General features: G+C 61.2%; 18 protein-coding genes and 1 riboswitch. Of the genes, 7 read left to right on the top strand and 11 right to left on the bottom strand.

Annotated features, from left to right (window positions below):
• Positions 1-26 precede the first annotated feature (26 nt).
• On the bottom strand, positions 27-1,325 hold the full coding sequence (gene miaB / locus ACFOGH_RS15120; RefSeq protein WP_380073909.1) for a tRNA (N6-isopentenyl adenosine(37)-C2)-methylthiotransferase MiaB: 1,299 nt from the start codon (positions 1,323-1,325) through the stop codon (positions 27-29).
• A 123-nt stretch (positions 1,326-1,448) separates the two neighbouring features.
• Here miaB and ACFOGH_RS15115 point away from each other — a divergent pair, with 123 nt between their 5' ends.
• Positions 1,449-2,318 (top strand): hypothetical protein, encoded by an 870-nt coding sequence (locus ACFOGH_RS15115; RefSeq protein ID WP_380073908.1) that lies wholly within the window; start codon positions 1,449-1,451, stop codon positions 2,316-2,318.
• A gap of 45 nt (positions 2,319-2,363) precedes the next feature.
• Here ACFOGH_RS15115 and ACFOGH_RS15110 read toward each other — a convergent pair whose 3' ends face one another.
• Entirely contained in the window at positions 2,364-3,230 is an 867-nt protein-coding gene (locus ACFOGH_RS15110; protein ID WP_380073907.1) for an oxidoreductase, read from the bottom strand.
• A gap of 81 nt (positions 3,231-3,311) precedes the next feature.
• Between ACFOGH_RS15110 and ACFOGH_RS15105 the strand changes: the two genes are divergently transcribed.
• From ACFOGH_RS15105 to ACFOGH_RS15080, 6 genes are all read left to right on the top strand, one after another.
• Positions 3,312-4,232 carry a LysR family transcriptional regulator gene (locus ACFOGH_RS15105; protein WP_380073906.1) on the top strand — a complete coding sequence of 307 codons (921 nt, stop codon included), beginning with the start codon at positions 3,312-3,314 and terminating at the stop codon, positions 4,230-4,232.
• 96 nt (positions 4,233-4,328) lie between these two features.
• The gene (locus tag ACFOGH_RS15100) at positions 4,329-5,447 is read left to right on the top strand and encodes a Gfo/Idh/MocA family protein (protein ID WP_380073905.1); all 1,119 of its coding nucleotides are present in this window, start codon (positions 4,329-4,331) and stop codon (positions 5,445-5,447) included.
• A 54-nt stretch (positions 5,448-5,501) separates the two neighbouring features.
• Positions 5,502-5,716, top strand: a riboswitch (cobalamin riboswitch).
• Between the two features lie 31 nt (positions 5,717-5,747).
• On the top strand, positions 5,748-6,191 hold the full coding sequence (locus tag ACFOGH_RS15095) for a DUF1636 family protein (RefSeq protein ID WP_380073904.1): 444 nt from the start codon (positions 5,748-5,750) through the stop codon (positions 6,189-6,191).
• Positions 6,188-6,955, top strand: coding sequence for an ABC transporter ATP-binding protein (locus ACFOGH_RS15090; protein ID WP_380073903.1), 768 nt, complete (start codon positions 6,188-6,190; stop codon positions 6,953-6,955). Before ACFOGH_RS15095 ends, ACFOGH_RS15090 begins: the two co-directional genes overlap by 4 nt.
• Positions 6,956-6,963: 8 nt before the next feature.
• Positions 6,964-7,893: an ABC transporter substrate-binding protein gene (locus ACFOGH_RS15085; protein ID WP_380073902.1), complete on the top strand. Its 930-nt coding sequence runs from the start codon at positions 6,964-6,966 to the stop codon at positions 7,891-7,893.
• Positions 7,894-7,947: 54 nt separating this feature from the next.
• Positions 7,948-9,003: a FecCD family ABC transporter permease gene (locus ACFOGH_RS15080; RefSeq protein WP_380073901.1), complete on the top strand. Its 1,056-nt coding sequence runs from the start codon at positions 7,948-7,950 to the stop codon at positions 9,001-9,003.
• A gap of 2 nt (positions 9,004-9,005) precedes the next feature.
• Here ACFOGH_RS15080 and ACFOGH_RS15075 read toward each other — a convergent pair whose 3' ends face one another.
• From ACFOGH_RS15075 to ACFOGH_RS15035, 9 genes are read right to left on the bottom strand one after another with little or no spacing between them, the layout of a single operon-like run.
• On the bottom strand, positions 9,006-9,380 hold the full coding sequence (locus tag ACFOGH_RS15075) for a cupin domain-containing protein (protein ID WP_380073900.1): 375 nt from the start codon (positions 9,378-9,380) through the stop codon (positions 9,006-9,008).
• Positions 9,381-9,391: 11 nt separating this feature from the next.
• Positions 9,392-10,999 carry an amidohydrolase gene (locus ACFOGH_RS15070; protein WP_380073899.1) on the bottom strand — a complete coding sequence of 536 codons (1,608 nt, stop codon included), beginning with the start codon at positions 10,997-10,999 and terminating at the stop codon, positions 9,392-9,394.
• Positions 10,996-11,187, bottom strand: coding sequence for a hypothetical protein (locus ACFOGH_RS15065; RefSeq protein WP_380073898.1), 192 nt, complete (start codon positions 11,185-11,187; stop codon positions 10,996-10,998). The genes ACFOGH_RS15070 and ACFOGH_RS15065 overlap by 4 nt, the downstream gene beginning before the upstream one ends.
• Positions 11,180-12,019 carry an ABC transporter permease subunit gene (locus ACFOGH_RS15060; protein ID WP_380073897.1) on the bottom strand — a complete coding sequence of 280 codons (840 nt, stop codon included), beginning with the start codon at positions 12,017-12,019 and terminating at the stop codon, positions 11,180-11,182. The genes ACFOGH_RS15065 and ACFOGH_RS15060 overlap by 8 nt, the downstream gene beginning before the upstream one ends.
• Positions 12,016-12,933 (bottom strand): ABC transporter permease, encoded by a 918-nt coding sequence (locus tag ACFOGH_RS15055; RefSeq protein ID WP_380073896.1) that lies wholly within the window; start codon positions 12,931-12,933, stop codon positions 12,016-12,018. Before ACFOGH_RS15055 ends, ACFOGH_RS15060 begins: the two co-directional genes overlap by 4 nt.
• Positions 12,933-14,021, bottom strand: coding sequence for an ABC transporter ATP-binding protein (locus ACFOGH_RS15050; protein ID WP_380073895.1), 1,089 nt, complete (start codon positions 14,019-14,021; stop codon positions 12,933-12,935). The genes ACFOGH_RS15055 and ACFOGH_RS15050 overlap by 1 nt, the downstream gene beginning before the upstream one ends.
• A gap of 1 nt (position 14,022) precedes the next feature.
• The gene (locus ACFOGH_RS15045) at positions 14,023-15,123 is read right to left on the bottom strand and encodes a polyamine ABC transporter substrate-binding protein (protein WP_380073894.1); all 1,101 of its coding nucleotides are present in this window, start codon (positions 15,121-15,123) and stop codon (positions 14,023-14,025) included.
• 34 nt (positions 15,124-15,157) lie between these two features.
• The gene (locus tag ACFOGH_RS15040) at positions 15,158-16,375 is read right to left on the bottom strand and encodes an aromatic ring-hydroxylating oxygenase subunit alpha (protein ID WP_380073893.1); all 1,218 of its coding nucleotides are present in this window, start codon (positions 16,373-16,375) and stop codon (positions 15,158-15,160) included.
• On the bottom strand, positions 16,372-17,520 hold the full coding sequence (locus ACFOGH_RS15035; protein WP_380073892.1) for an aromatic ring-hydroxylating oxygenase subunit alpha: 1,149 nt from the start codon (positions 17,518-17,520) through the stop codon (positions 16,372-16,374). The genes ACFOGH_RS15040 and ACFOGH_RS15035 overlap by 4 nt, the downstream gene beginning before the upstream one ends.
• Positions 17,521-17,545 lie beyond the last annotated feature (25 nt).

Genomic DNA, 17,545 nt, shown 5'->3' with positions numbered 1-17,545 from the left:
CGGAAACGATGCCGGTTGAATGGCAATCACGAAATACGCGCGCCTGCCAAAGAGTTGGAGGACGAAGCTAAGATTCTCACCCGCACCATCTCACCAACGCGGCCATTTGGGTCGTTCACGAACACTGCGTGCAGGTGATCCGACTTGCCAATCATCTGCCCGGCTTCGCGCCCGGCTTTCTCATAAAGCACGCCCACTTCACGCCCGACCATCGCCTCTTGCAGCCCACGCTGCTGCCGGGTGATCAGGGCTTGCAGGGTTTGCAGACGCGCATCGGCGACCGCGCCGTCAATCTCGGGTTTTTCCGCCGCCGGGGTGCCGGGGCGGGCAGAGTATTTGAAGCTGTAGGCCGCGCCATAATTGACCGCCCTGATCAGCGACAGGGTATCTTCAAAATCCTGATCGGTCTCACCCGGAAAACCCACGATAAAATCCGACGACAGCAGAATATCGGGCCGCGCCGCGCGGATGCGTTCGATCAGGCGCAGATAGGCCTCTGCCGTGTGCTTGCGGTTCATCGCCTTCAGGATCCGGTCGCTGCCTGATTGAACGGGCAGATGGAGATACGGCATCAGTTTCGGCAGATCACCATGGGCGGCGATTAGGTCATCATCCATGTCGTTGGGGTGGCTGGTGGTGTAGCGGATACGCTCTAACCCATCGACCTTCGCCAGTTCGCGGATCAGCCGCGCGAGTGTCCAGCCATCGCCGTGGAAGGCATTCACATTCTGGCCCAGCAAAGTCAGATCGCGCACGCCTTTTTCGACCAAGCCACGCGCTTCGGTCAGGATCCGCTGCGGATCGCGCGAAACCTCGGCGCCGCGGGTATAGGGCACCACGCAAAACGCGCAAAACTTGTCGCAGCCTTCCTGCACGGTCAGAAATGCCATCGGGCCACGGGTTGCCTTGCGTTCTGGCAGCAGGTCAAACTTGTCTTCCAGCGGGAAGTCGGTATCGACTTGCGGCGTGTTCGCCCGCGCCATTTCCGGCAGACGGTGATAGGATTGCGGACCAACCACCAGATCCACAATCGGCATCCGCCGCATGATCTCGGCACCCTCGGCCTGCGCCACACAGCCTGCCACACCGATCTTCACATCCGGTCGCGCGGCTTTCAGCTTTTTCAGCCGGCCCAGATCGGAATACAGCTTTTCCCCGGCCTTTTCGCGAATATGGCAGGTGTTCAGCAACACCATGTCGGCATCTTCGGCGGTTTCAGTCGTGACATAGCCATCCGCGCCCATAGCCTCGGCCATACGCTCAGAGTCATAGACGTTCATCTGACACCCATAGGTCTTGATGAACAATTTCTTCGGATCGGCCATGGCGCACCTCTGTCTGGGCTGTTGCTCTATGCCAAACCGCCCCGCTTCGCAACGCCGGGGCTTGCGTTGCACCGGTTGTTAACGGATTCTGCCGCAAATAGGCCAAGGGCAGATGGGCAAAGCATGAAATACAGATCGCTTGATCAGTTTCTGGCAGAGGGCAAGGCGGCCTTGGCAAAAGGCCCGCTTGCCCTGATTTTTGCCGAAGACGCGGTCGAGGTTGAAAGCACGATCCGCCACCATCTAGAGGCTGGATTTGTCCAGCTTGCGCTGTTCGCACCCGATGCGATCGCCATCACCGCCGAGCTTGAGGCGAAAATCCACCGCGTCCCGTATGAAGCCCCAACGGTTGAGGCTTTGGTCGAGGCTGTCAACAAGGTGATCGCCGCCGCCCCCGGCATCTGGCTGTATTACTGCTACAATGCCGAATATCTGTTCCATCCGTTCTGCGAGAGCCGCAATATCCGCGAGATGCTGGCCTTCCACACTGAAGAACGCCGCGATGCGGTGCTGTCCTATGTGGTTGATCTTTATGCCGATGATCTGAACGTGTTCCCCAATGCCGTATCGCTGGAGCGCGCGCATCTGGACAAATCTGGCTACTACGCCCTGGGCCGCCCGGATGTCGCAAATCACAATTACCCCAAGGAACGCCAGTTGGATTTCTTTGGTGGGCTGCGCTGGCGGTTTGAGGAACATATCCCGGTGCCGCGCCGCAAGATCGACCGGATCGCGCTGTTCCGCACCAAGCCGGGGCTGATCTTGCGGCCGGATTTCACCCTGTCGGATGAAGAATACAACACCTACGCCTGCCCCTGGCATCACAACATCACCACCGCCATCGTCAGCTTCCGCACCGCCAAGGCGCTGCGGTCAAATGCCGGATCGCGGTTTGATATTCACGATTTCAAATGGCACAACTCCACCCCGTTTGACTGGCACAGCCAACAGCTGATGGATCTGGGCCTGATGGAGCCGGGGCAGTGGTTCTAAGCGCCAAGCTGCCCCGGACTTGATCCGGGGCCTCATGGCCGCCCGTCAGACCAGCGCTGCAATCGCGTTCAGCCGCGCCAGATCGCTTTCGCCCAAGGTCAACCCAGCCGCCGCGACATTGCTGCGCAGATTGCTGCGACGCGAGGTGCCGGGGATCAGCAGAATGTTCGGGCTGCGCTGCAACAGCCAGGCCAGTGCCACCGATTGCACCGATTGCCCCAGACCCTCGGCCACCTGCTTTAGCTCATCGCTTTGCAAGGGGCTAAAGCCACCCAGTGGGAAGTAGGGCACATAGGCGATGCCATCGTCAGCCAACGCATCAATCATCGCGTCATCGGTACGGTGGACCAGATTGTAATGATTTTGCACGCAAACGATTGGCGCGATATCGCGGGCAATCGCAAGCTGGGCCGCATCGACCGTGCTGACACCAATATGGGCGATCAAGCCATCTTGCTGCATCTGTCGCATCACCTGCATCGGCGCTGCGATGTCATCCTCCGGCCCGCCCATGCGCAAATTGACAATCGCCATCTGATCAAGCCCCAGCCGGGTTAGATTATCCTCGACCGATTTTCGCAGAAAATCAGCGCTGCGCTCCAGTATCCAGCCGCCTTCGTCATCCCGCCATGCCCCGATCTTTGTCACCAGAACCAGATTGGCGGCATAGGGGAACAAGGCCTGACGGATCAGATCATTGGTCACATAAGGCCCATAGAAATCACTGGTGTCGATATGATCGATACCCAAAGCCAATGCCTCGCGCAGGACAGCGCGGGCCTCATCTGGGTCGGCGACAGGGCCAAAAACATGCGGCCCCGCCAATTGCATCGCGCCATAGCCGATGCGGTTCACGGAAAGGTCGGTGCCGGGAAAGGTGAAACGTCCGGCGGCGGCGGCGGGTTGGGTCATGGTGATGCTCCTGTTGATCTAGCCAAAATATCCGTTCGGCAGAAATTGATAATCCGGCCAGATCCGAATAGGTTGTTCGGTATGTCGAACAATACAGCCTCATTAGATGATCTGCAGATCTTCCTTGCCGTGACCGAGGCCGGGGGATTTCGCACCGCCGCGCGCCGTTTGGGGCTTTCGGCCTCGACCGTCAGCGAAACCATCACCCGGCTCGAGACCAGCATCGGCGCGCCCCTGCTGACCCGCACCACCCGCTCGGTGATGCCAACCGAGGCCGGGCGCAATCTGGCCGCCCGGATCGCGCCGCTTTTGGCTGAAACGCGCGCCGCGCTGAACGATGTGCAAAGCGCGCCGGGTCAAGTGCGCGGGCGCTTAAAGCTGAACGTGCCGGGGGCGGTGATGGTGGATATTCTGCCCCCCTTGCTGGATCAGTTCATGGCGCGCTACCCCGATGTCCGGGTTGAGGTGGTGGTGGATGACCGGCTTGTCGATGTCACCGCCGCCGATTGCGACGCGGGCATCCGCTATGGCGAGCATCTAGCGCAAGACATGATCGCCGTACCGATTGGGCCACGGCTGCAACACGCGGCCTTGGTCGCAGCACCATCCTATCTAGCGCGTCGCGGCACGCCGCTGCACCCAAATGACCTTGTTGCCCATAATTGCATCCGCATGCGCTTTGCCAGCGGCGCGCTGACTGACTGGACGTTTCAACGCGGCGCTGAGGTGATTGCGCTAGATCCAGCGGCGCGGCTAACCCTTGGCACTGTGGCGGCGGCTGCAGCGATTGATCTGGCCATCGCCGGGCACGGCCTGATTTTCACCTTTCAGAACTGGTTGCAGCCACATCTGGACAGCGGCGCGCTGGTGCCCGTGCTGCAAGACTGGTGGCCACAGTTTGACGGGCCGCAGTTGTATTTCTCCAGCCGGTTCATGCCGACACCTTTACGGGCCTTTGTGGATCTGGTCCGCGCGCAGCGCGCCCAGCCTGATGACTTTTGACGAGGTTCCGCCCCACCAAAATATGCGGCGCTTGACCGGCGCAGGGCGCGATTCTAAGGCCAAATTCACCCAGTTTCGCAGCGAAGGACCCCCGATATGAGCAAACCAAAACTTCGCATTGGTCTGATTGGCACCGGCTTTATGGGCAAGGCGCATGTGTTTGGTTTCACCTCTGCCCCGCGGGTGTTTGAACTGCCGTTCGATCTGGAGCTGCACACTATCGCCGACATCACCCCGGATGCCGCTGAGCGCGCGCGTGTGACGCTTGGCTTTGCCCATGCTACCGCCGACTGGCGCACGATCATGGCGGACCCTGCGGTTGATCTCGTGTCGATCACCGCGCCCAACGCCTTGCACAAGGAAATGTCGCTGGCAGCCATCGCAGCCGGAAAGCATGTGTATTGCGAAAAGCCGCTTGCGCCGATGGCGGCGGATGCGCTGGAGATGACGCTGGCCGCCGAAGCAGCGGGGGTGAAAACCCAAGTCGGCTTCAACTATCTGTGCAACCCGATGCTGGCACTGGCGCGGGAAATGATTGCGGCGGGCGAATTGGGTGAGATTCGCGGCTATCGAGGCCTGCATGCCGAAGATTACATGGCCGACGCCAACGGTCCCTACACCTTCCGCCACGACCCCGCAGGCGGCGGCGCTTTGGCCGATATCGGCAGCCACGCGCTTGCCACCGCCGAGTTTCTCTGCGGCCCGATCAGCCGCGTGATGGGCGATGTTGTGACCATGATCGCCGAGCGCCCGGATGGCCGCGGCGGTCGCAAGGCGGTGATGGTGGATGACGTGGGCCGCGCCTTTCTGCGCTTTGAAAACGGCGCCACGGGCAGCATCGAGGGCAACTGGATCGCCACAGGCCGCAAGATGCAGCACGATTTTGAGGTCTATGGCACCAAGGGTGCACTGGCCTTCAGCCAGGAACATTTCAACGTCCTTAATTACTTCAGCACTACTGACGCCAAAGGCCGCCAAGGCTTTCGCCGCATCGAGGCCGGGCCAGATCATGCACCCTATGGTCTGTTCTGCGTCGCCGCAGGCCATCAGATTGGCTTCAACGACCTGAAGGCAATCGAGGTCGCAGGCTACATCAATGCCATCGCAGGCAAAGCGCCCGAGCCGTTCAACTTTCGCAAGGGTCTGCGGATTCAAAAATTGGTCGAAACCATTCACGCCTCATCCAAGGCTGGGGCATGGATGGATATCGCCTAAGGCGCAAAAGCGCCGCCGCCTGTCGCTGTTCGCATTGACAGCGGCGGGCAAATCCCGCTTCATGCCCGCGATGGTTTCGGCAGACGCAAAGTCGCGCCGGATGAAAAGGGAATACGGTGTGGTGTAGGCAAAAGCCGCCAAATCCGTGACTGCCCCCGCAACTGTAAGCGGTGAGCGAACCTGCAAAGTCCACTGCCCCAAAGGGGTGGGAAGGCGCAGGCCAGCCACGACCCGCGAGTCAGGAGACCTGCCATCATAGCCGAAACAATCATCCGGGCGGGGTGCCTGGGGAAGGATGCTATGATTGAACTGCAAGGGCCTGCGCAGGCCCAAGACCCTGCCATGCGGCAGAGCGCAAAACGCCATCAAATTCTGGTCTGCCAAACCTGTCGGCACAAGGACAGCCCGTGTTTCCCCGGCCTTGCGCTGTTGGAAAAGCTGCGTCTGGCGGTCAGCGAGGCCAAAGGGCTGGGGGAGGATTTCGAGATTTCCGGCACCGCCTGCATGGCGGGCTGTGATCGGCCCTGCACCGTGGCTTGGCGCGCGACGGGCAAGGCCACCTGGCTGTTCGGCGATATCGACCCGGACGCCGATATTGACGCGCTGGTCGATTTTGCCACGCTTTATCAACGGCTTGACGATGGCTGGTGCCGCGCCGCTGATCGTCCCGGCAAACTCGCGACATCGACGCTCGCCCGTATTCCCGCCGCGCTGATCGTTACCGCCGAGGGTCAGTTGCAATGACCGGACCTATTCTGGAAGCGCGCAATCTGTGTTGGGGGCCGCCGCGCCGCCCCGATATCTTGACCGACATCAGCTTTGCCATGGCCGAGGGCGAGGTGATGGCGATCTGCGGTGCAAACGGGGCGGGGAAATCCTCGCTTCTGCGTCTGCTTTATCGCTATGTGCCCCCCCGCAGTGGCACGGTCAGCCTGATGGGTCGCGATCTTTGGCTGCATACGGCGCGCGAAACTGCCCGCACCGTGGCAGCGGTGCTGCAAGAACAGCCGACCGACTTTGCCCTGACCGCACGGCAGATCGTGGCGCTGGGCCGTCTGCCGCATCGGGCAGGCTTTGCCAGTGCGGCGCTGCGCGACACCGAGGTCGTCAGCGCGGCCTTGGAGCGGCTGGATCTGGCGCGCTTTGCCGATATGCCGTTTGGCACGCTGTCGGGCGGCGAGAAGCAACGTGTCATGGTCGCCCGTGCGCTGGCGCAGGAACCGCGCGTGCTGATTCTGGATGAGCCGACCAACCATCTGGATATCCGCCACCAGCTTGAACTGCTGGCGCTGCTGCGCGGCCTTGGCCTGACGGTGATCTGCACCCTGCACGACCTGACCCTGGCCGCGCAGTTTGCCGACCGCGTGCTGGTTCTGGCCGATGGCCGGGTGCTGTCGGATGGCCCCCCTGATCTGGCGCTGTCCGAGCATCACATCGCCACCGCCTTCAATGTCACCGCCCGCGTGGACCGCTCTGGCCCCGCGCCGCGCTTCTCTTTTCATCTGTAGGAAAAACCATGAAATACGCTCTGATCGCCCTGTTGCTCTCTGCAACCTCGGCTGCCGCCTTTCCCGTCACGGTGAAAAGCTGCAACCGCGATGTCACCTTTGACGCCGCCCCGAAGGCTGCGATTTCCAACGATGTGAACCTGACCGAGATGATGCTGGTGCTGGGCCTGCGTGATCACATGGTCGGCTACACTGGCATTTCCGGCTGGAAAACGCTTGATCCCGAAATGCGCGAAGGCGTGGCCGAACTGCCCGAGCTTTCCGCGAAATATCCCAGCAAGGAAGTTCTTGCCGGGGCGGATGCCGATTTCTTCTTTGGCGGGTGGAACTATGGCATGAAGGTTGGCGGCGAAGTCACCCCTGAGACGCTGGAGCCTTTGGGCATCAAGACCTACGAGCTGACCGAAAGCTGCATCTTCGTCGGCCCCAAGGCGAAAAGCAGCATGGATGACATGTATAACGACCTGCTGAACCTTGGCCTGATCTTTGGCGTCGAAGACAAGGCAAAGGCGCTGGTCGAAGGTTACAAGGCGCAACTGGCCGAGGCTACCAAGGGCGTTGATCACAGCAACCCCCTGCGCGTGTTCGTCTATGACAGCGGCGAAGACACGCCGTTTACCGCCGGCAAATACGCCATGCCCACCGCCCTGATTGAGGCCGCAGGTGGCGTCAACATCATGGATGATCTGGACAAAAGCTGGGCCACCGTCGCGTGGGAGCCTGTGGTCGAGCGTAACCCGCAAGTGATCGTCATCGTCAACTATGGCGATGTCACGGCCGAGCAGAAAATCGCCTTCATGAAGGGCAACCCGGCTTTTGCCAACATCGACGCGGTGAAGAACAACCGCTTCGTGGTGCTGGAATATGTCGAGGCTACGCCCGGCCCGCGCAATATCAAAGCGGTGGAAAAGCTGGTCGCGGGCTTTGCGGCGCAGTAAGAACAATCTGCGCCGGGGCAAACGCCTCGGCGCAATGCTTTGAAAGGCAAGCCGATGGCCGACCTCACCCAACCCACCGTCGCCAGCGCTGCATGGCACCTGTCGCGCCGCGCGGGTCTGGTGCTGGCGGGCTGTGGTGTGCTGGTTTTGTCGATCATTCTTGCGGTATCTATCGGCGCGATTGCGATTCCGCTTTCCACCGTCTGGGGCATCGCGTTGAACCATGTGATCCCCGATGCCGTGCCCGTCACTTGGTCGCCGGGCCGTGCCGCGATTGTCTGGGACATCCGCTTTCCCCGCGCGATCCTCGCCGCATTGGTCGGCGCGGGGCTGGGGCTGACCGGGGCGGCGCTGCAATCTGTTACGCGCAACCCGCTTGCTGATCCGCATCTGTTGGGCATCTCATCGGGTGGGGCCTTCGGGGCGATTTTGGCGTTGATGCACACGGGCATGTTTCTGGGCCTGCTGACCGTGCCACTGCTGGCCTTTGCCGGGGCTTTGGCCGCCACCGCGCTGGTGCTGGGCATCGCACAATTCGCCCGCGCCACCTCGGCAGATCGGCTGGTGCTGGCAGGCGTTGCCGTCAGCTTTATCATCATGGCGGGCGCGAATATCCTGATCTTCCTCGGCGATCCGCGCGCCACGCATACGGTGGTGTTCTGGATGCTGGGCGGGCTAGGCCTTGCGCAATGGCCGCATCTTTTGTTCCCGCTGGCTGTGCTGATCCCCACAGGCCTGTGGCTGTGGCACCGCGCGCCCGATCTGAACGCGATGAGCCTTGGCGATGAAACCGCCTCAAGCCTCGGCATCCCCATTGCCCGGTTTCGCCTGTCTGTCTTTGTCGCAGGCGCGCTGATCACCGGGGTAATGGTGGCATTTTCCGGCATCATCGGCTTTGTTGGCCTGATGATGCCGCATCTGGTCCGGCTGATCTTTGGCGGCGACAACGCCCGCGTGCTGCCGCTGTCGGCCCTGTTCGGCGCGGTGTTTCTGACCTGGGCCGATACCGTCGCCCGCATCATCATGGCACCCGAGGATATGCCCATCGGCATCGTCACCGGGCTGACGGGCGGGCTGTTCTTCGTCTGGCTGATGGCGCGCCGCGCTTAAAGCTATTCCAGCGGCGTTTCCGGCCCGACGATATGCACCGCCAGCAGGCAACCGTTTGGCGTGTAGGAATTATGCTCGGTGCCGTCGCGGTAAAACACCAGATCGCCCGCGCGGAACACCGTGCCGTCGCTTTCAATCAACTCGCCCTCAAGGATCAGGAATTGCTCGTGCCCCTCATGGCGATGGCCGCGCGTTTTCATCCCTGCGGGCATCCGGTAGACGTGAAAGCCGGTGCCAAGCGGCAAGTCCGTATCGTGCTGCAAGATCGCATCGCCCAAGGCCACGCCATCGGGATAGACAAATTCCTCAAACTTGGCGGTGTGAATGTTGGCCACGCGACGGTCGCCATCCTCGATCGGTTTGAAATTCGGGGTCATGATCTGGCCTTTCAGCTTGGGAAGGTTTCGGCGCGATACACTTCGCGCCCTTTGAACAGCGTAAGCAGCACCCGCGTTTCCGCAATCGCATAGGGATTCACGTTGAAAATGTCGCGGTCCAGCACGATCAGATCGGCGGAATAGCCGGGCTTGATCGCGCCCGAGTAATGCCCGCGCCAGCAGGCCGCGGCAGCGTGGGTGGTATAGCCCAGCACCGCCTCCTCAACCGTCATGCGCTGTTCGGGGAAGAACGGTTCTGCTACCCCCCGCGCGCGGGCAGGCTCTCGTGTCACCGCCGTGCCGATGATCTCAAACGGGTTGAGCGTCGTCACCGCCCAATCCGAGTTGATACAATAGGGCGCGCCCGCGTCGATCAGGCTGCGGAACGCATAGGTGTGCGGCGCACGCGCCTCACCAATCATCGCCATCGTGTCATCGGGAATGATCGGATCATTGCAGGCCCACAGCGGTTGCAGGTTTGCCATCACGCCCAGCGCTGCAAACCGCGCGAAATCGGCAGGGTCCACCATCTGACAATGCGCGATCTGGTGCAGTGAGGGCCAATCGCCGTTCGCATCCCGCGCCGCCTGAAACCCATCCAGTGCCGCCCGCGTCGCCGCATCGCCGATGCAATGCACATGAATCTGAAACCGCTCGGCATCCAGCGCCGTGAACATTGCGTCGATCTGATCTTGGCTGAACATCAGCGGCGCATTGCCGCCCTGCGCATCGGCATAGGGGGCAAGCAGCGCTGCCGTGCGGTTTTCAAGCCCGCCATCCAGAAAGAACTTCGCGGCATTCAGGTGAAAATCCCGCCCGCCATGCGCCGCGCGATAAGCCCGCAGCCGGGTCAGCATCGACTCCACCGTATCTGCCGCCGTGACAAGGCAAGCCCCAGCCACGCGCAGCGTCAGATCACCCTGACTGTAGATCTGCGCATGATGATCCAGAATCCACGGATCAATGACCCCCGTGATGCCGTGGCGATTGGCCCAAGCCATCCCCGCCCGCAACCCGGCCCGCCGCACATCGTCACCCGTCTGCGGCAAACGCGCGACGGCCCAGTTGATCGCCTCTTCATGCAGCATCCCCGTGGCATCACCCGCCGCATCGCGCACGATATGGCCGTTCAGCGGGTCGGGCGTATCGCGCCCCACCCCGATCATCTGCAACGCCTTCGAGTTCACGCAAGCGTTGTGAAAGTTGCCGTCATAGATCAGGCAAGGCCGATCCGGCACCACCGCATCCAACGCCGCCCGCGTCAGGTTCGCATCGCCAAAAAACCCGCATTGCCAGCCCGCGCCCCAGATCATCGGCCCGGTCTGCGCCGCCGCATGATCGGCCATCACCCCCTGAATATCCGCCAGCGTCTCGCAATCATAAAGCTGCGCGGTTTCCACCAGATCAATACCGCCGTTCAGCAAGTGGATATGCGCGTCCTGAAACCCCGGCAGCACCAACCGCCCGCCCGCATCTATGCGCCGCGCATCGCCTACCTGCGCCCGCGCCGCATCGCCCAGCGCGACCACCGCGCCACCGCGCAGCAGCACGGCATCGGTCAGCGGCCAACCCGCATCCATCGTGCGCACCTGCGCGTTATCAATCAGCAGATCAGTCATACTTTCTTTCCCCGCGCGACGGCTTCCAACAGCGGCACCGGGTCTTGCATGTCGAGTGGCGAGCAGATCCGGTAAACCTCCAGCGCCGCCTCGGAAATCTGGCCCGCTTGATACAGCGTCATCGCCGCAGCATAGCGCTGTCGCCCCGACCCAGGCTGCCCCAGCGGAATTTGAACAGTTTCAGTCATTGCCACGATACGCCAACCTTGCATCGGCATCCCGCCGCTTTTCGGCCCGGTTCAGGATATACCCGGCCAGTGCAACCCCACAGCCCACCACCACCACCGTCAGTGTGGCAAGGGCGTTGATATCCGGCGTCACCCCCAGTTTGACCTTTGACCAGATCAGCAGCGGCAACGTCGTGTTCCCCGGCCCGGTGGTGAATGAGGTGATCACGACATCATCGAGTGAGATCGTGAACGCCAACAACCACCCCGACAGGATAGCCGGAAAGATCACCGGCAGCGTGACATCGAACAGCACCGCCCAAGGCTTTGACCCCAGATCCATCGCCGCTTCCTCAATCGCGCGGTCAGCCTGCAACATCCGCGACTGGATGATCGTGGTCACAAACACCATCGAGAAGGTAATATGCGCCAGCGTCACCGTGGTAAAACCCCGTGACCCCGGCCAGCCCAGAAACTTCGCCATCAGAATGAACATCATCAGCGACGAAATCCCGGTGATCACCTCGGGCATGATCAGGGGTGCTGTCACCAGCCCCGAAAACAACGTCCGCCCCTTGAAGCGCCGAAACCGCGCCAGCGTGATCCCGGCCATCGTGCCCAAAATCGTCGCCGCCGTCGCCGACACCACCGCGATTTTCAACGACAGCAGCAGCGCAGCACCCACCTGCTTGTTCGACAGAAGTGAGACATACCACTTGGTCGAAAACCCACCCCAGACCGTCGCCAGTCGCGATCCGTTGAACGAATAGACCATCATCGACAGGATCGGGATGTAGAAGAACGCAAAGCCAAAACACATCACGGTAATCAGAAAGATGGGGCGGCGTCTCATGGCTCCTCCCCCGCTTCGGCCTTTGATTGGTAATGCGTGTAAAGCATCATCGGCCCCACCATCAGCAACAGCAGCGCAATCGCCACCGAAGCCGCCATTGGCCAATCCGAGGCCTGCGAGAACTCATCCGCGATCACCCGCCCGATCATCGGGCTGGAGGCATCGCCCACCAGCGTCGGAATAACCAACTCCCCCGCCGCCGGGATAAACACCAGCATCGCGCCCGCGATGATTCCCGGCACCGATTGCGGCAAGGTCACGTCCAGAAACACCCGGAACGGACGCGAGCCGAGGTCCATCGCCGCCTCATCCAGCACCGGGTCCAACCGCTCCAGATTGGCATAAAGCGGCAGGATCATGAACGGCAGGTAGGTGTAGACCATCACCAACACCACCGCGAAATTGCTGTTCATCATCGGGATGCTGTTCAGGTGCCACCCCGCTGGGGTCAGCAAGTTATAGGCATCGGTCAACAGCCCGTTGAACCATGAATTTTTTCCCATCAGCCCCATCCACGCATAGACGCGCAGCAGGAATGACGTCCAGAACGGCAGGATCACCAGCATCAGCAGGATATTGCGCCAGCTTGCCGACACCCGCGTCAACGCCAGAGACATCGGATAGCCCAGCAACAGACACAACACCGTCGCCACCGCCGCGTTGCTCAAGCTGACCAGAAACGCCCGGATATAGAGATCATCCTGAAACAGCCGCGCATAGCCGACAAAGCTGATCCACGGATGATCGCCGCCGTAGCCAAACGGCGGCGCTGTGGGCGTGCGGCTGCCAAAGGAAATCGCCAGCACGAGACAGAACGGGATGAAAAAGAACAACAGCAGCCAGATATACGGCAGCCCTATGATCACACCGCGATACCCGCGCCCTTGTAGCCATTGCGTGATCCGGTTGCGCATCATGCCACCAGCAAAATCGCCGCCGCGGGCGCAAAGCTCAGGTAAACCTGATCATCCCAATCCGGCCGCCCGCCCGCACTGCGCGCCGCGTTTACCGAATGCACCGAGATCAATTCGCCCGACGGCAAGGTGATACGATAGAGACTATCCTTGCCGAAATAGGCCAGATCCTTGACCTGCCCGGCAACGATATTCACCCCTTCGGGCCGGGTCTGGCTGATCACCAGCTTTTCGGGCCGGATCGCCAAAGTCACCTCTTGCCCCACACTTAGCCCCGGCACTGCCCGCGCCTGTACTTCCCCCTGAAACGCCGCGACCCGCACTGTCGCCACATCATCCGCCACCGCCGAAACCGTGGCCGGAAACGCCGTCACAGACCCGATGAACCCCGCCACAAAGCGCGAGTTCGGGTATTCGTAAATCTCGGTCGGCGCACCGACCTGCTTGACGCGGCCCTTGTCCATCACCGCGATCCGGTCGGAAAGCGTCATCGCTTCTTCCTGATCATGCGTCACCACGATGAATGTCACGCCTGTGCGCTCTTGAATTGACATAAGTTCAAACTGGGTATGCTCGCGCAGCTTCTTGTCCAGCGCCGCCAGCGGCTCATCCAGCAGCAGCAACTTCGGCTGCCGCGCCAGCGCCCGCGCCAAGGCCACCCGTTGCCGCTGCCCGCCCGAAATCTGATGCGGCTTGCGATGGCCAAACTGGGTCAACTGCACCAGCTCCAGCATCTCGGCCACACGCGCCTTGCGCGCCTCTGCGGTCATATCCTCGTGCTTCAGCCCGTAGCCGACGTTCTTTTCCACGCTCATATGCGGAAACAGCGCGTAGCTTTGAAACATCATATGCACCGGGCGCTCCCACGGCGGCACGCCCGCCATATCCTGCCCGTCGATGAAAATGCTGCCCGAAGTCGGCTCCTCGAACCCGGCCAGCATCCGCAGCAGCGTGGTTTTCCCGCAACCCGATCCGCCCAGCAGCGAGAATATCTCGCCCTGCGCGATGGTCAGCGACACGTCCTGCACCGCCTGAAACGTGCCGAACTTCTTCGACACGCCTTCGATGCGAATGAAAGGGTCCGCCACCTTAACCTGCCTTGATCTCGGTCCAGACCCGCATGATTTCGCGGTCCTGTTCTTCCGACTGCGGCGCGGGCGTATAAAGCCGCTTCATCGTCTCGGCATCCGGGTAAACCGCAGGGTCTGCCGTGATCGCCGGATCAACCAGTGCGGTCGCCTCTTTGTTGGCGTTGGCATAGCCGGTGAAATTGGTGCAGGCCGCAATCACATCGGGGCGCAGCATGTAATCCAGAAACTTGTGCGCGCCGTCGACATTCGGCGCGTCGCTGGGGATACACCAATTGTCAAACCATGCTGGCGCGCCGGTTTTCGGCACGAAATAGGCCAGGTTGATATCAATCCCCGCCTCTTTTGCCCGCGTCTTGGCCACGCCGTAATCGCCCGACCAGGTGTTTGCCACGCAAATCTCGCCATTCGGCAAGGTGTTCAGATAGTTGGCGTTATCAAAGGTGGAAACATACTGCCGGATCGGCGCCACCGCCTCGGCCATCTTCTTGTATTCCGGCTCTCGCGCCGAACTGGCATCCAAGCCGAGATAGCTGAGAACCATAAAGCCGAAATCGGTCGGGCTATCCAGCAGCGAAATCCCGCAATCCGCCAGCTTGGCCGCGTTTTCCGGGTTCAGCAGCGTGCCAAGGTCGGACAAATCCGCATCCGGCAAGCGCTCGTTCACCATATCCATGTTGAAGGTAAAGCCAACCGAGCCCCACATATACGGCACACCATAGAGGTTGCCCGGATCAAAGCCTTCAACGATCTTCAGAATGGCCGGATCAAGGTTCTTCCAGTTCGGCAGCTTGGCACGGTCGGGTTTCTGATACACGCCTGCCTTGATGAAACTCGCCAGCTTTAAGCTCGACATCAGCACAACATCATAGCCCGTGGACCCCGCCAGCATCTTGGCCTGCATTTCCTCGGCCGAGGCGTAAAGGTCGTAAACCACCCCCATGCCCGTCTCTTTCTCGAAATCCGCAAGCGTGGTTTCGCCGATATAATCCGACCAGTTATAGACGTTCACTGTTGCCGCCTGCGCCCAAGAGGGCCGGGCATAGGGCGCGGCCAATGTGCCGCCAAGCAGTCCAAGCGCGCTGCGTCTTGTCAGTTTCATCGCAGTCTCCCTGAGGTTTTTATTTTCAAACAGGTTAACCCTGTGCTGTCGATTGGCTAATCAATTCTGCATTGCGCGCCGCGATTTCCGCTTCGGGCGGTGCCGTGGGCAGGCGCATCACCGGCATCAGATCACGCAAGCTGTCATGGTGGCGCTTCAGCCCGTATTCGAGGTCTGACAGATGAAAGCCCTCAAACGCCGTCGACAGCATCGACTCGTTCGACCAGATCGAAAGCTGCTGATCCTCGGCCGAAGTATCGCGGTCGATCCGATACGCCAGATAGCGCGCCGCCTTCATCCTCCGGCTTTCCACCGGCTGACGGTAAATCCGCCCCGTCACCCGCGTCTTGCCCGGCGAGATCGGGATTTCCTGATAAAACTGCACCGACTCTGGCGTAAAGGCGAACACCGCATTGGGGAACAGCCCGTAGTAGGTCCAGGTGGTCTGCAAATGCTCTGGCAGCCAGTCTTGCCGCTCGGCAATCGCCAGATACTGCTTCACCGACCACCGCCGCGCCGGGGCATCGCCAAAGGTGCCAATCGACACGTTCAACCCACCGTCCAGATGTAGATCGCGGTAGGTGCGACCATAGAGATCCTGCAACGCCGGATGCGCCATCGGCACGTGATAGCCCTCGTTGTCGACATCGCGCACCGACTTCCAATTCACCGGCAATTCGGTCGCCCAATGCGGCATATCCAAAGGCAGCACGCCCTCGCTGCGATATCCGGCGAAATCGGCGGAATAGGGCGCGAGCATTTCGGCGACCGAGGGCTGTGGCCCGGCAAAGAACCGGATGAAGATGAATCCGTGGAAAATCTCCATCTCAATCGGTTTCAACCCAAACTGCGCCCGATCCAAACCGCCAAAGCTGCTGGGCTGCGCCGCCCCGCGCAAAGACCCGTCCAGATTATAAACCCAACCATGAAACGGGCAGACCAGCGCCCCCTTGCAATGCCCCTTCTCGCCATCCACCACCCGCGCGCCGCGATGGCGGCACAGGTTGTGAAACGCCCGCACCACACCATCCTGCCCCCGCATCACCACCGCGCGCTCGCCCAGCAGATCAAACCCCAGCCAATCGCCCGGATCGGCCACATCATTGACATGCCCAACCACCTGCCAATGCGTCAGGAACAGCTTGTCACGCTCCAACGCGAACATCGCCTCGGAGTGATAGGTCCAGGCCGGAAGCCCGCGCCGATCCCAGTCATTCGGAATTGTCAGGCTGTTTGCATCATGCTTGGTCATGCGCTGACCTCCATCTCTTTTCTAAGCCATTGGTGAAAGCGGTGAATCTCATATTCTTCCGGCATCAACGTGCCACCGCGATACGCGGGCGACATCATCCCCCGCTGGTTCATCTCTGCCGCTTCGCCATCTTGCCGCAGCACGATCTTGGCAAATTCAGCCACCTGCGCCGCATCAAACCCCGGCTGGGCGAGGGTTTCGGGCGCGAAATACCACTCGACCACCAGTTCCGTCCTGAGTGGCCCCAGCGGCACAATCCGCACCGCGCGCACATGATCGACATGCGCGACCACATAAGCCGTCGGCCAGAAAGTGACGAACTGATACCCCGCCGCCCGCTCGGCCTCGGTCAGCTCCACGAAAATCGGCCCGCAGGCCGCCCCGTCCGGCGTCCAACTTTCCGTCCCCGGCTTGAGGTTCCCAGCGGGCATCTGGCCGTCCCAGCCGACAGCCTCTGACGCCGCCATGATCCCCTGGCCATAGATCGGCACCCGCTCGCACAATTCCGGGTGTATCCCCGGGCAATGCAGACATTCCGAGTAATTCTCCCAGAACACCTTCCAGTTGCAGGCAAGCTCGGACCGCCAGATGTGGCCCGTCACAAGGCCATACATCGGCCAATGATCCAGCACCGCCAGATCGACATCCGCCACCAAATCACGCGGCGCCTCGGCGGTGTTCAGAAACAGAAACCCTGCCCAAACCCGCACCGCTACCGCCAGCAACCCATGCGCGCTACGGTCAAAATCCGCTGTCGGCACCGCATGGCCCGTCGCCACCAATCGCCCATCCGAAGCCGCATAAGAAAACGCGTGATAGGGGCAGCGGATCAGCTTGCCCAAAGGCTCAACCTCGGCACGGCAAAGCTCCGCCCCGCGATGCCGACAGGTGTTGTGCCACGCCGAAACGCCGCCATCCGCCGCCCGGCAGACGATGACATCCGCAGCGCCCACCTGCACCCGCCGCATCGTGCCCGCCGCAAAATCCGCCAGCCGCCCCACGCAAATCCAGTTCTGCGCGAACACCGATCCCATCTCGCGCCCATACCAATCGGCATCACAATAGGCGCGCGGCGGCAGCGTCTGCAGGCAGAACTCCAATCGGGGCGAGACAAGCGTCATGGCGAACCAATGTTGTTTCCTCATGCTGGCAAGATTCTGACTGGTCTGT

The sequence above is a fragment of the Cypionkella sinensis genome (assembly GCF_042646385.1).
In the GTDB taxonomy this organism is placed as follows: domain Bacteria; phylum Pseudomonadota; class Alphaproteobacteria; order Rhodobacterales; family Rhodobacteraceae; genus Cypionkella; species Cypionkella sinensis.
This window is presented reverse-complemented; position numbering and strand designations above follow the sequence as displayed.